General features: G+C 59.3%; 12 protein-coding genes and 1 pseudogene. 6 read left to right on the top strand and 7 right to left on the bottom strand.

The genetic code is table 11. The features are described from left to right. From KO536_RS06260 to KO536_RS06245, 4 genes and pseudogenes are all read left to right on the top strand, one after another. Positions 1–565 (top strand): annotated as a pseudogene (locus KO536_RS06260) (hypothetical protein); the annotation flags it as partial. Further along, a complete protein-coding gene (locus tag KO536_RS06255; RefSeq protein WP_219261459.1) occupies positions 562–1,491 on the top strand; it encodes a hypothetical protein in 930 nt (309 codons plus the stop codon). The pseudogene KO536_RS06260 and the gene KO536_RS06255, both read left to right, overlap by 4 nt. Positions 1,492–1,567: 76 nt before the next feature. Beyond that, positions 1,568–1,747 carry a hypothetical protein gene (locus KO536_RS06250; protein ID WP_219261458.1) on the top strand — a complete coding sequence of 60 codons (180 nt, stop codon included), beginning with the start codon at positions 1,568–1,570 and terminating at the stop codon, positions 1,745–1,747. Further along, positions 1,744–2,685, top strand: a complete 942-nt coding sequence (locus tag KO536_RS06245; protein ID WP_219261457.1) for a hypothetical protein — start codon at positions 1,744–1,746, stop codon at positions 2,683–2,685. Before KO536_RS06250 ends, KO536_RS06245 begins: the two co-directional genes overlap by 4 nt. A gap of 190 nt (positions 2,686–2,875) precedes the next feature. Here KO536_RS06245 and KO536_RS06240 read toward each other — a convergent pair whose 3' ends face one another. Genes KO536_RS06240 through KO536_RS06220 form a run of 5 tightly spaced genes read right to left on the bottom strand, consistent with a single transcriptional unit; the run spans position 2,876 to position 8,468 of the window. Continuing rightward, positions 2,876–3,649: an enoyl-CoA hydratase gene (locus KO536_RS06240; protein ID WP_219261456.1), complete on the bottom strand. Its 774-nt coding sequence runs from the start codon at positions 3,647–3,649 to the stop codon at positions 2,876–2,878. A 16-nt stretch (positions 3,650–3,665) separates the two neighbouring features. After that, positions 3,666–4,793 carry an acyl-CoA dehydrogenase gene (locus tag KO536_RS06235; protein ID WP_219261455.1) on the bottom strand — a complete coding sequence of 376 codons (1,128 nt, stop codon included), beginning with the start codon at positions 4,791–4,793 and terminating at the stop codon, positions 3,666–3,668. A gap of 9 nt (positions 4,794–4,802) precedes the next feature. Continuing rightward, entirely contained in the window at positions 4,803–5,993 is a 1,191-nt protein-coding gene (locus KO536_RS06230; RefSeq protein ID WP_219261454.1) for an acetyl-CoA C-acyltransferase, read from the bottom strand. A 10-nt stretch (positions 5,994–6,003) separates the two neighbouring features. After that, positions 6,004–6,771 (bottom strand): SDR family NAD(P)-dependent oxidoreductase, encoded by a 768-nt coding sequence (locus KO536_RS06225; protein WP_219261453.1) that lies wholly within the window; start codon positions 6,769–6,771, stop codon positions 6,004–6,006. A 32-nt stretch (positions 6,772–6,803) separates the two neighbouring features. Beyond that, positions 6,804–8,468, bottom strand: a complete 1,665-nt coding sequence (locus KO536_RS06220; protein WP_219261452.1) for an AMP-binding protein — start codon at positions 8,466–8,468, stop codon at positions 6,804–6,806. Positions 8,469–8,696: 228 nt separating this feature from the next. Between KO536_RS06220 and KO536_RS06215 the strand changes: the two genes are divergently transcribed. Together KO536_RS06215 and KO536_RS06210 are read left to right on the top strand one after the other, a co-directional pair. After that, on the top strand, positions 8,697–9,053 hold the full coding sequence (locus KO536_RS06215) for a VOC family protein (RefSeq protein ID WP_326426534.1): 357 nt from the start codon (positions 8,697–8,699) through the stop codon (positions 9,051–9,053). A 270-nt stretch (positions 9,054–9,323) separates the two neighbouring features. Continuing rightward, entirely contained in the window at positions 9,324–10,109 is a 786-nt protein-coding gene (locus KO536_RS06210) for an enoyl-CoA hydratase (protein WP_219261450.1), read from the top strand. Positions 10,110–10,569: 460 nt separating this feature from the next. On the opposite strand, the gene KO536_RS06205 is transcribed toward KO536_RS06210, so the two are convergent. Both KO536_RS06205 and KO536_RS06200 read right to left on the bottom strand, forming a co-directional pair. Beyond that, on the bottom strand, positions 10,570–12,156 hold the full coding sequence (locus KO536_RS06205) for a FadD3 family acyl-CoA ligase (RefSeq protein WP_219261449.1): 1,587 nt from the start codon (positions 12,154–12,156) through the stop codon (positions 10,570–10,572). 17 nt (positions 12,157–12,173) lie between these two features. Next, complete coding sequence (locus KO536_RS06200; protein ID WP_219261448.1) at positions 12,174–13,205, bottom strand: ferredoxin--NADP reductase; 1,032 nt, start codon at positions 13,203–13,205, stop codon at positions 12,174–12,176. Between the last annotated feature and the right edge of the window lie 5 nt (positions 13,206–13,210).

Genomic DNA, 13,210 nt, shown 5'->3' with positions numbered 1-13,210 from the left:
CAGCATGCAAAGCAGCTCAGAGACAGGCGGTTCCAATGGACCATCTGGGCTGTCCTTCGTCAGCTCCATCAATGCCCTGACCATCGACTTGCCGGGAGCAGAACCGGGTACCGCCTACCTTGAACTGAACATGATGGGCGACCCCGTGGACTCCCAAGCCTACCGGTACCTGATCAAAAACAGCCCTCACAATAACTACAAACCCCCTCGTCCCTGGCGTGACATGGCACCTCATTGGCTGTCCAGCAGCGTGTGCCAGTGGATACCGTTCCAGGAAGGCCAAGGCTTGCGCCTGAGTGGCCCGTTTAAAACTCTGTCGAACGTATTAAGCACGTCGCCAGCCACGGTTTCGCTTCGTTTGCGCTATCGCACACCCTTGATTGCCATGCTGGGCGCTCACAGTTTTGTCGGTGGCGAACGGGGTATTGCTTTTACCCTCACCAACAACGACGGCGTGATCATCCTGCGTAACGACCCGACACCCGAGTTGGATCGAGTGCCAACCTACGCCCTCGGCAAGGGCCATCCCGGCTCCATTTACCTGCAACCCAAGGACAAGCCATGAGCCCCCCACCGGCTGGAACCACTAAAAAACGGATTTTTTCACGCGATGACTACTTGGCACCATTGCCTATTCCGACAGGCAGAAAACCTTCAGATGTGCTCAACACCATTTGGCGCAAGAACGATGTGTTTATTGATATCGGGAATTACAGCATCGGGTCTGCTGTAATGACTATGTGGCCGATGGTCATATTATTTCTTGGACTCTCGTATGCTTTGAATGATCTCGACATCCTGATTTTAGGTGTATTGATTATGTTCATCCCCATATTTTTCTTTATCCGAGGCCTCTTCCGCGAAGTCCCCCTTCCCGTACGTTTCAATCGTCAACGCCGAGAAGTCTGCGTACCGATGGAACACGGCGACTATTGGATTGTGCCCTGGGAAAGTGTCACCGCCGCCGCCACTCAACACTCATCGACAAGCCAGGCGGGTAAAAACACGATGGGTTTATTGATCGTTGGTTTCGAAAACCCGGACCCCTTGGCCAAGGAAGGCAATAAACACTTTTACTTCGCCTTCAATTGCGGTGGCGGCACCACGGCGATGGCGCTGTGGGAGTGCATGCGCAGTTATATGGAAATTGGGCCTGATGCTGTTGAAGATCAAACAGCACGCTTCGATAGATCCAAAGGTATATGGGCGACCTATTTGGACGATCTCATAAAAGGTGCGAAGTTGAGAGGCTGGCCAGTCACAATCTTGTGGGAAGGCTTTTGCGGGATTTTCATCTTCAACACACTACTGATTGACGTGCTTGAACGCTGGAAACTGAACCCGCCACCCGACCTCCCTTACCCCGACATCATCGAATGGTCAAAACCCCTCCCACCAGAACAATGGGCCAAACGCTCCCCCGAGCTTGAACACGCCATTGCCAAACGCGAAGCCGAACTCGCCGCGCTGACGGTGCAAGAAACAGCATGAACCAGCAAACCAGCAAACCAGCACGTTCCTGGCCACTGTTTCGCTTCGTTTGCGCTATCGCACACCCTTGATTGCCATGCTGGGCGCTCACCACTTTGTCGGTGGCGAACGGGGCGTTGCTTTTACCCTCACCAGCAACGACGGGGTGATAGCTCTGCGTAACGACCCGACTCCCGAACTGGATCGAGTGCCAACCTACGCCCTCGGCAAGGGCCATCCCGGCGCCATTTACCTGCAACCCAAGGACAAGCCATGAGTACGCCACCGGCTGGAACCTCCCAAAAACGGATTTTTTCGCGCAATGACTACTTGGCGCCGTTACCCATTCCAACAGGCAGAAAACCTTCAGATGTGCTCAACACTATTTGGCGCAAGAACGATGTATTTATTGATATAGGGAACTACAGCATCGGGTCTGCTGTGATGGTCCTGTGGGTAGGAATCATGGTGTTCTTATCCATGGCGTTTTTTACTAGAAGTATCGCACCTGATTTCAGCCGAGACATTCTAGTAGTAGGGGCAGTTATTATGGCCCTGCCAATACTTTTCCTTATCCAAGGCCTCTTCCGCGAAGTCCCTCTTCCAGTACGTTTCAATCGTCAACGCCGAGAAGTCTGCGTACCGATGGAAGACGGCGACTATTGGATTGTGCCCTGGGAAAGTGTCACCGCCGCAGCCAATCAACACTCATCGACAAGCCAGGCGGGTAAAAACACGATGGGTTTATTGATCGTGGGTTTCGAAAACCCGGACCCCTTGGCCAAGGAAGGTAATAAACACTTTTATTTGGCCTTCAATTGCGGCGGCGGTACCACGGCGATGGCGCTGTGGGAATGCATGCGCAGTTACATGGAGGTCGGGCCTGATGCGGCACCAGAAGCAGTCGCACTTAACTCAGGGGGGAGTTGGCGCTATTACATCGACTACCTTAACGGCAGAGCCGATAAATATGGCTGGCTTATAACGTTTTTATGGGATGGTCTGGTCGGAATATTGATTTTCAATGCCCCTTTGGCTACCTATCTCCAAAGAAAGAAACTGTATCCACCACCGCAGTTGACCCACCCCGACATCATCGAATGGTCAAAACCCCTCTCACCAGAACAATGGGCCAAACGCTCCCCCGAGCTTGAACACGCCATCGCCAAGCGCGAAGCCGAACTCGCCGCGCTGGCGGTGCAAGAAACAGCATGAACCAGCAAAGCCCAACTCAACGTGCCATAGGTTGTCGGCGGCAGAATCGCAGTGGCGCACACACCCTAACGCAGCCTCGCAGAGTTCGTCAGCGGCTACAAAAATCGGTAAACACCAACGCCAAATAAACACCCTCTAGTCGCCTCACTCTGCGCAGAGGCATGACCAGACGGGTGTTTAATCTTTCCAGCTAGCGGTTTTCAAACTCGGCAGCACGCTTTTCGACAAACGCCGCCATCCCTTCTTTCTGGTCATGTGTCGCGAACATGGCGTGGAACACCCGACGCTCGAAACGCACACCTTCAGACAAGCTGATCTCGAATGCCCGATTCACGCACTCCTTGGTCAGCATCAGCACCGGCAAGGATTTACTGGCGATCAGCGCTGCGACTTTCAACGCTTCATCCAGCAACTCATCGACCGGCACCACGCGTGCAACCAGCCCCGAACGCTCAGCCTCCTCGGCCCCGATCAAGCGCCCGCTCAGGCACATTTCCATCGCCTTGGCCTTGCCCACTGCGCGGGTCAGACGCTGCGTTCCACCCATGCCCGGCAACACACCCAGGTTGATTTCCGGCTGGCCGAATTTGGCGTTGTCACCGGCCAGAATGAAATCGCACATCATCGCCAGTTCACAGCCGCCCCCCAACGCAAAACCCGCTACCGCCGCAATGATCGGCTTGCGTCGAGTCGCCACGCGATCACTGTCAGAAAACAGGTCATCGAGGTAGATTTTCGGGTAGTTCAGGTCCGCCATTTCCTTGATGTCCGCACCGGCGGCAAAGGCTTTTTTCGAACCGGTAATGACGATGCAGCCAATCCCGTTATCGGCTTCCAGCGTGTCCAGCGCCTGGTTCACTTCGCTGACCAACTGCGCATTCAGGGCATTGAGCGCCTGGGGCCGGTTCAGTGTAATCAGGCCTACATGCCCATGAATGTCCAGCAGAATGGTTTCGTAGCTCATCACTAATGTCCTCGATTCAAAGATTGCGCGAAATGACCATGCGCTGAATATCACTGGTGCCTTCATAGATCTGGCACACCCGCACATCGCGGTAGATGCGTTCCAGTGGAAAGTCGCTCAAGTAGCCATAACCGCCCAGGGTTTGCAACGCCTTGGAGCACACTCGCTCGGCCATTTCCGAAGCAAACAGCTTGGCTTGCGAGGCCTCGACCAACGCCGATTGACCGCTGTCACGCAAGGCCGCGGCATAACGAACCATCTGCCGGGCAACCGCGATTTCAGTCGACATGTCGGCCAGGCGGAATGCCACGGCCTGATGCTCAACCAAAGGCTGGCCAAAGGTCACGCGCTCACGGGCATAGTCCCGTGCAGCTTCGAAGGCCGCGCGGGCCATGCCCACTGCTTGCGAAGCGATGCCGATGCGCCCGCCTTCCAGGTTGCTGAGGGCAATTTTGTAGCCCTGCCCTTGTTCACCCAGACGATTGGCCACCGGCACCTTGAGGTCGTTGAAGAGGATCTGGCAGGTGTCTGACGCGTGCTGCCCCAGCTTGTCTTCGACTCGGGCCACGCTGTAACCCGGTGAGTCCGTGGGCACGATAAAGGCGGTAATACCGCGCTTGCCCGCCGCCGGATCCGTCACCGCAAACACAATCACTACCCCGGCGTTTTGCCCCGACGTGATGAACTGCTTGCAGCCATTGAGCACATAGAAATCGCCTTCCCGGCGGGCACGGGTTTTCAGGTCACTGGCGTCGGAGCCCGCCTGGGGTTCGGTCAGGGCAAACGCCCCAAGCATCGCACCACTGGCCAACGGGACCAGAAACGTTTGTTTTTGATACTCGGTGCCGTACTTGAGGATGGGCACGCAACCCACTGAGTTGTGCACGCTCATGATCGTGGAACACGACCCGTCGCCCGCGGCGATTTCTTCGAGGGCCATCGCGTAGGCCTGATAACCGGTATCGCAACCGCCCCACTCTTCAGGCACCAGCATGCCGAAAAAACCCAGCTGCGCCATCTCGTCAATGGCCTCCCGGGGGAAGCGGTGCTGCTTGTCCCATTCAGCGGCAAAGGGCTTCAAACGCTCCTGGGCAAACTGTTGGGCTGCTTCGCGAATTTGTAATTGTTCGGATGTAGGCAGCATAAAAAGTCCTCAAAGACATTCCACGGCAATCGCCGTGGCTTCACCGCCGCCGATGCAGATCGCTGCAACGCCGAGTTTGGCCTTTTGCTGACGCAGTGCCGAAAGCAGGGTCACCAGAATGCGCGCTCCCGAAGCACCGATCGGATGGCCTAGCGCACAGGCGCCGCCGTAGATATTGACCTTGGCGTGGGGGATATCCAGTTCGGCCATCGTGACCAGGCTGACCACTGCAAACGCTTCGTTGATCTCGAACAGATCAACCTCGTTCAGATCCCAGCCGGTCTTGCTCATCAGCCGCTTGATCGCCCCCACCGGGGCGGTCGGGAACAGACCGGGCTCATCGGCAAACGCCGCATGCCCGTGGATCACCGCCAGGGGTTCCAGACCGCGTTTGTGCGCCTCGCTACGGCGCATCAACACCAGCGCCGCCGCACCATCGGAAATCGAACTGGAGTTGGCCGCAGTGACCGTCCCACCCTCCCGGAACGCCGGTTTCAGCGTGGGGATCTTTGCCAGATTGGCCTTGGGCGGCTGCTCATCATCACTGATCAGGCGCTGCTCCTTGCCCACGGTGACCTGCACCGGAACGATCTCGGCGCTGAAGCTGCCGTCCTTGATCGCCTGCTGCGCACGGGTCAGTGACGCCACGGCAAATGCATCCTGGGCCTCACGACTGAAGCCGTGGAGCTGGGCGCAGTCTTCCGCGAAAGTACCCATCAGGCGGCCACGGTCATAGGCGTCTTCCAGGCCGTCGAGGAACATGTGATCCAGCACCCGGCCATGACCCATGCGGTAGCCACTGCGTGCGCGATCCAGCAAATACGGCGCGTTGGACATGCTTTCCATGCCCCCTGCCACCACCACATCGACGCTCCCGGCCAGCAGGCGGTCATGGGCCAGGATGGTGGCTTCCATGCCCGAGCCGCACATCTTGTTAAGGGTGGTGCAGCGTGTGCCCTTGTCCAGCCCGGCACCCAGGGCGGCCTGGCGGGCAGGTGCCTGGCCCAGGCCTGCCGACAGCACGCATCCGAACAGCACCTCTTCTACGCCATCGGGCGCCACACCGGCCCGCTCTACCGCTGCGCGGATCGCCGCAGCACCCAGTTGCGGCGCGGTCAGGCCCTTGAAGTCACCTTGAAAGCCACCCATGGGCGTGCGTGCAACACTCACAATCACGACCGGATCATTGGCAATTGTCATTTCACACCTCTTATTTGGCGGCCATGCGCAAGGCACCGTCGAGACGGATCACCTCGCCGTTGAGCATGCTGTTTTCAATGATATGGCGCACCAGCGACGCGTACTCGTCAGGCTTGCCCAGACGCGGTGGAAACGGCACACCGGCGGCCAGAGATTCACGCACTTCAGGGGTCATGCCGGCCATCATCGGGGTTTCAAAAATGCCCGGTGCGATGGTCATGACGCGAATCCCGAAGCGGGCCAGTTCACGGGCCGCAGGCAAGGTCAGGCTGGCGATGGCGCCCTTGGAAGCCGCATAGGCCGCCTGGCCGATCTGGCCGTCGAACGCCGCCACCGAAGCGGTATTGATGATGACCCCGCGCTCGCCATCGGCATCGGCGGTGGTCTCGGCAATGGCCGCTGCGGCCAGGCGCAGCATGTTGAAACTGCCAATCAGGTTGACGTTGATGACCTGGCTGAAATTCTCCAGCCCATGGGGGCCATTTTTGCCGAGGATCTTTTCGCCGCGCACAATGCCCGCGCAGTTGACCAGCCCGTTGACCCCGCCAAAGGCTGCCACCGTGGCCGCAACAGCTGCCTGTGCGGCGTCTGCCTGACTGATGTCAGCCACGGCGCTGCGGGCCGAACTGCCCAGTTTGTTCGCTTGGGCGGCCACGGCATCGGCGTTCATGTCCACCAGCATCACCCGGGCACCTGCCTTGACCAACATGTCGGCTGTGGCGGCACCCAGTCCCGATGCACCACCGGTGACGATAAAAACCTTGTTTTCGATTTGCATGGTTGTTCCTGACCAAAAATGGGGGTGAAAAATCAGGCCGTGGCTTTGGCGCTTGACGCCAGCTCGGCCTTGGCAATTTCCTGGTTGCGCAAAATGAAGCGCTGCAGCTTGCCGCTCGGGGTTTTCGGCAGCTCGCTGACAAATTCGATTTCACGGGGGTAAGCGTGAGCGGCCAGACGCTGGCGGACGTGCAAGCGCAGGGTTTCGGCCAGTTGCGCATCACCCAGATACTGGGGGTTCAACACCACGAATGCTTTGACCAGCTCGGTGCGCTCGGGGTCGGGCTTGCCCACCACGGCGGCTTCGACGACTGCCGGGTGCTCGATCAGGGCGCTTTCCACATCAAATGGCCCCACGCGATAACCGGAGGTCGTGATCACGTCATCGCTGCGCCCGACGAAGCTGATGCTGCCATCGGGGTTCAGCTCCACGGTGTCGCCGCTGAGGTAGTAGTTGCCAACGAAAGCCTTGGTGTTGAAACCTTGATAGCCGCCAAACCAGCACATGGGCGACTGGCTGCGGTCAACGGCCAGAATCCCCGGCTGGCCCACCGGCAATTCCTGATGGTTGTCATCAAGCACCACGATCCGGTGACCCGGGGAGGCGAAACCGGCAGCGCCCATATGCACCGGATGGTCGAGACCGTGATGGTTGCACAGCACCATGCCGACTTCGGTCTGGCCGTAGTGGTCATGGATGGTGACGTTCAGCTCATCGGCAAACCAGCGAATCACCTCGGGATTGAGGGGTTCACCGGCGCTGCTGACGACTCGCAGCTGGCCCTTGATCTTGCTGGAGAAGGCAGCCCCGGCAGCAATCAGCATGCGATACGCGGTAGGTGAACCGGTGAGGTTGGTGATGCCGTATTTCTTGATCACCCGACAGGTGCTTTCAACGGTAAACGGGCCATCGTACAACGTGATCGGGTGCCCCATGGACAAAGGCCCGGTGATCCCGAAATAGATCCCGTAAGCCCAGCCCGGATCAGCCAGGTTCCAGAACGAATCTTCAGGACGCAGCCCAACCGCATCACGGGTATAGCTCTGGAACGCGACAATTGCCTTGAGCGGCACCAGCAGCGGTTTGGCCGGGCCTGTGGTACCCGAAGTAAACATCAGCAAAAACGGGTCTTCGCCGGTGAGCATGACCGGCTCACAGTCCGCCGTGTAGTTGTCCAGTTCGGCCCAGAAGCTGAAGTCGCCGCGTACCAGGCCCTGCCCTTTGGGGCCGGCCACGGTGACAATCGCCGGGCACTCGTTGACTTCGTTGAGTTTGACCCGGTTCACCCCATCGGTGACCACCAGCGCGGCGCCGGAACTGTTGAGCCGGTGTTCGATGGCCTTGGGGCCGAATGCGGTAAACAGTGGCTGGTAGATGGCACCAATGCGCCAGGTGGCAAACGCCACAATCAACAATTCGACATTGCGCGGCAGCAAACCGGCCACCTTGTCGCCGCGTTTTACGCCCTGGGCCAACAGAAAATTGGCAAAGCGTGCAGCCTGATCCTGTAACTGGGTGAAGGTATACGTTGCGCTGCTGGCATCGCGCCCTTCCCAGAACAACGCAATGCGGCCCGGCAAGGCATGCCGGTCACAGCACTCGACACAGGCATTGACTGCCTCCAGGTGGCCGTCCAGGGCGCCCGTTACCGTGCGTTGGTAGTCGAAATCAGTCATCGCGGTCAGATAGTCGCGCATCAGCAGAATCCCTCGGTCTTTATTTTTAGGATGGGAACCGTGAACAATCCTGTTGATAATCGCCCTGGGAAGGCTCTGCAACAATGGTCAAACCGCTCAAGCTGAATGACTGCTTTGGCCAATGCGCGATCTTGCCCGAACGCGCCTCAGTCCCAGGGATCGCAACCGGCGGCCAGGTGGCGCTTATCCCTGCTGCTATCTATATTTCACGCACATAAGGAGATGCCCGTGACCACACAAAACCACCACTACACCATCAACAACATCGAATTCAACGTCCACGACATCGCGCGCAGCAAAGGGTTTTATGGCGCCGTATTTGGCTGGACTTTCACTGACTATGGCCCCACCTACACCGAGTTCAGCGATGGCCGCCTGAGCGGCGGTTTCACCACTGGCGAGGCCGTGCGCCCGGGTGGCCCGCTGATCATTGTGTATGCCGACGACCTGCCCCGTGCACAGCAGGCAATCGTTGACGCCGGAGGCAAAATCACCCGGCCCGAATTCAAGTTCCCGGGGGGCAGCCGTTTTCACTTCACCGACCTGGACGGCTACGAACTGGCGGTCTGGTCGGCAGACAAATAACCCCGAAAAAAGCCCCGCCGGCGGTGTGCAGGGCGGTGGTTTTCTCGTCGCCTACCGAATCCAGCCGGGGGTGCAGATGCGCCTGCTCGGTGCGCACCAGCCCCGGACTGACCGCGCCATAAGCCGCAGCACCAGGCCTTGGCCTGTTGCCCAACATTCAAGGGGCAATCCGGGGGCTGCACGTCGTCTGAACGGACGATGAAGCTCAACCGGGTGAACGCAACAATCCAGCGCACGCTGTGGTGACAGCCCCTGTTAACGAGGAACCCCATGTCAGACCCATCTGCCGCGCCGGTATTGCTTGAATTCCCGACCCCGGGCGTGGCCTTGCTGCGCCTTAATCGCCCCCAGGCCACCAACGCCCTGAGCCTTGAGTTGCAAGGGTTGTTGTCACGCTATTTCACGGAACTGGCGTACAACCCTGACGTGCGCTGCATCCTGCTGACTGGCGGTGACACAGTGTTTGCCGCTGGCGGCGACATCAACAGCATGGCCGGGGTCGGCCCGATTGATATTTACCAGCGCCATACCGAGCGGGTCTGGGCACCGATCCAGCATTGCCCCAAACCGGTCATTGCTGCGGTGTGCGGCTATGCCTATGGCGGTGGTTGTGAGCTGGCGATGCTGGCCGACATTATCGTGGCCGGGCGCAGTGCCAAATTTAGCCAGCCCGAGATACGCATCGGCATCATGCCGGGCATCGGCGGCACCCAGCGGCTGGTACGGGCCGTGGGCAAGGCCAAGGCGATGCGCATGGCCCTGACCGGGCAGCCGATTACGGCTGAAGAGGCCTTGGTTTCGGGGTTGGTGAGTAACGTGGTCGATGATGACCAGGTACAGGCTTATGCCCTGGAGATGGCGCAGTTGATCGCCACCATGCCCCCGCTGGCTGCCGAGCAAATCAAGGAAGTGATACTGGCGGGCGTGGACGCACCGCTGGAGACCGGGCTGGCCCTTGAGCGCAAGGCCAATGCGCTGCTGTTTGCATCCAGGGATCAAAAAGAAGGGATGCAGGCATTTATCGAGAAACGTGCAGCGCGGTTTGAAGGGCATTGAGCGGCGCGCCCCCTGTAGTCGCTGACGAGTAGTGCGAGGCTGCGTTCGAGCGCGCAGCGGTCGCAAAACCGGTACACGCGCAGTGCCTGATTAACCGTGCAAGCCGATTTCACGACTGCTACGTCGCAGTGGCGCACCAAACCGAACGCAGCCTCGCACTACTCGTCAGCGACTACAGATCGTGAATGCAACCCACCAACCAGGCCGGCCGCCTCGGCGGGCAGTGCTTTTGATCTGCCGGCCCCTGCGCGAGGGCCGTACGCAGGGGCGAAAGCGCTTTGGTTACTTTGCCGCTTTTGCAAAGTGACTCGCTGTAAGAGCGAAACCATCATTTCAGTTAACTGCGGATGCCGGATATGTACCCCGTGTGCCAGTTGTTTTGCGAAGCGCCCGCACCTATGCCGAGTACATATCCATTCGATATGTCAGCTGACGAGTGAAACGAGGCTGCGCAGGACGCCTACAGCAACCCCGCCCGCAACTCATTCTTCGCCACTTTGTTCGACGCATTCACCGGCAGCGCCTCATAAAACCGCACCATCCTGGGAACCTTGTAGTTGGCCATGTGCTCACGGGCCCACAGGATCAGCCCGGCTTCATCCAGCGCCTGACCATGACGCAACATTACGCAGGCACACCCCACCTCCCCCATGCGCTCGTCAGGTACTCCGATCACCGCCACCTGGGCAATCGCCGAATGTTCTATCAACCCGGCTTCAATTTCCGCCGGGTAGCAATTGAATCCGCCCACGATAAACATGTCTTTAAGCCGGTCGGTGATGCGCAAGTTGCCCGACGCGTCCTGCTCGCCAATGTCGCCGGTGTGCAACCAGCCTTCACTGTCGATGGTTTCAGCCGTGGCGTGCGGGTCTTCGAAATACCCCTTCATCACGTGAAAACCACGCAGGCAGATTTCCCCCGTACTGCCCGCGGGCAATGCCCGGTTTTGCGGGTCGCGGATGCTCACTTCGGTGCCTGGAATCGCCCGGCCACTGGTGCCTGCAATAACCGTCGCAGCGTCGCCCGGGTCGCAGATGGTCGCCAGGCCGCCGCACTCAGTCAGACCATAAGCAGTGGTAATGACCGAGAAGCCCAGTTCGAGACGCATGCGCTCGATCAGGATCGGTGGAATGGTTGCCGCGCCCGTAACGGCAATGCGCAGGCTCGACAGATCGGTTTCAGCCAGTTTGGGATGGGCCAGCATCGTCAGATACAAGGTCGGCGGCCCCGGCAGCACGCTGATGCGCTCAGCAGCAATGCGCTGGAACACCGCTTCGGCATCGAACACCGGATGGGGCAGGATCGTTGCGCCCGCCAGCAGGCACGTCAGCCAGCCCGCCTTGTAGCCAAAGGTATGAAAAAACGGGTTGATCACCAGGTAGCGATCTTCGGCCTGCAGACCAATCACCTTCACGTACTCGCTAAAGGCACGCAGGGTTTGACCGTGGGCGCTCATCACGCCTTTTGGCTTGCCCGTGGTGCCTGAGGTAAAAAGTAAATCGCTAAGGTCATCGGGCCCCACACTGGCTGCACGCAACAGCGCGGCAGATTCGCTGGTGGCCGCCCCCAGGGCCAGAAATCCATCCCAGGCCAGACCGCTGGAACTGGCTGGCGTGGCCTCTCCCAACAACACCAGGCACTTGAGGCTGGCCGGTCGATAAGACGCCAGCAAGGCCAGATAATCCGTACCCAGGAAGGCCGGCTGCATAAACAGCAGGCGACTGCCGCTGCGCTGCAGGATATCGGCCGCTTCAGGACCTTTCATCCGGGTGTTGATCGGCACCATGACCGCACCCGCGCAATGAATACCCAAGGCCGCAATGATCCAGTCGCGCCCGTTGGGAGCCCAGATTGCCACCCGGTCCCCCTTGCCGATGCCCTGGGCCATCAGGCTGCGCGTCACAGCCAGGGCTAGGCGCGGCAATTCGCTGTAGTCGGTGCATTCACCATGCGCCTCTATCGCCGTGCGCCCGGCATGTTGCACCGAAGCGCTGAACAGCAGTTGCGGGATCGAGCGCGGCAGGGTCTGTTGCAAGCTGGAAGTCATCGGTCACTCGTCTCAGGCTATTCGGGAAAACACACACGCAGTTGTTCGCTGTTGGGCACCGATTGGCACGCCAGCACCCAGCCGTCATTCAGTTCTTGTTGGTCAAGGGCATCGTTGCGCAGCATCTCTACACTGCCGCGCTCAACCGTACACATGCAGGTCGCGCAGGAACCCACCAGGCATGAACTGGGCGGTTTCAAACCCGCGCGCTGCATGGCGTTGAGCAGGGTTTCGCCTTCAGCACAGGGCACTTCGAACTCTTCACCGTCAAGGCGAACCGAAAGCTGGCTGCCAATCACATCGGTGTTGACCGGGCCCGGGACCGCCACGCTGCCCTCTTCAGGCAACGACACAAACCGCTCGACGTGGATGCGCCCATGGTCCATGCCAATGTCATGCAAGGCGCTGACAGCAGCGTCCATGAACGGGCCAGGCCCGCATATATAGGCCTGGGCATGAACGAACGGCAGGGCCATCTGCGCAAGTTGCGCCACGCCAGGAATACCCTGTACCGAGTCCAGCCAGTGAATCACCTGCAAGCGCTGGGGGTAGGCACTGGCCAGAGCTTTGAGCTCAGCCGCAAAAATCACCGACGCTTCATCGCGGTTGGCGTAAACCAGCAGAATCCGGCCTGTACCGGCAATCAAGGCCGAGCGCAGGATCGACAGCACCGGAGTCACCCCGCTGCCGCCACCAAACAGCACAAAGTCATCGTCAAAATGCCGAGGGACAAACACCCCGGCCGGGGCCAGCACCTCAAGTTGATCGCCTTCGCGCACGTGCTTGCACAACCAGTTGGAAGCACGCCCGTCCCGTACTTGCTTGATCGTTACGCGCAACGGTTCGTCTTGCAGCGGCGTGCTCGACAGCGAATAGCAACGCGGCAGCCAGCCGCCATTGAAGGGTACGCGCAGGGTCAAGAACTGCCCGGGTTTGTAGGCAAACTGTTCACGCTGGGCCAACGGGACGTCGAACACCAGGGATCTGGAGTCCGCCGTTTCAGTCACGACTTGCACCACACGCAGTGAGAAATACGCAGGTTGGGTCATATCAG

The sequence above is a fragment of the Pseudomonas sp. NKUCC02_KPG genome (genome assembly GCF_019345465.1).
GTDB lineage: Bacteria > Pseudomonadota > Gammaproteobacteria > Pseudomonadales > Pseudomonadaceae > Aquipseudomonas.
The sequence above is the reverse complement of the archived record's forward strand: the minus strand, read 5'-3'. Positions and strand labels throughout refer to the sequence as shown.

Coding starts and splice junctions, on each gene's coding strand:
- KO536_RS06210 (WP_219261450.1), top strand. CDS start 9,324: ATGTCAGACCCATCTGCCGCGCCGGTATTGCTTGAATTCCCGACCCCG.
- KO536_RS06255 (WP_219261459.1), top strand. CDS start 562: ATGAGCCCCCCACCGGCTGGAACCACTAAAAAACGGATTTTTTCACGC.
- KO536_RS06245 (WP_219261457.1), top strand. CDS start 1,744: ATGAGTACGCCACCGGCTGGAACCTCCCAAAAACGGATTTTTTCGCGC.
- KO536_RS06230 (WP_219261454.1), bottom strand. CDS start 5,993: ATGACAATTGCCAATGATCCGGTCGTGATTGTGAGTGTTGCACGCACG.
- KO536_RS06205 (WP_219261449.1), bottom strand. CDS start 12,156: ATGACTTCCAGCTTGCAACAGACCCTGCCGCGCTCGATCCCGCAACTG.
- KO536_RS06200 (WP_219261448.1), bottom strand. CDS start 13,205: ATGACCCAACCTGCGTATTTCTCACTGCGTGTGGTGCAAGTCGTGACT.
- KO536_RS06250 (WP_219261458.1), top strand. CDS start 1,568: ATGCTGGGCGCTCACCACTTTGTCGGTGGCGAACGGGGCGTTGCTTTT.
- KO536_RS06225 (WP_219261453.1), bottom strand. CDS start 6,771: ATGCAAATCGAAAACAAGGTTTTTATCGTCACCGGTGGTGCATCGGGA.
- KO536_RS06235 (WP_219261455.1), bottom strand. CDS start 4,793: ATGCTGCCTACATCCGAACAATTACAAATTCGCGAAGCAGCCCAACAG.
- KO536_RS06240 (WP_219261456.1), bottom strand. CDS start 3,649: ATGAGCTACGAAACCATTCTGCTGGACATTCATGGGCATGTAGGCCTG.
- KO536_RS06220 (WP_219261452.1), bottom strand. CDS start 8,468: ATGCGCGACTATCTGACCGCGATGACTGATTTCGACTACCAACGCACG.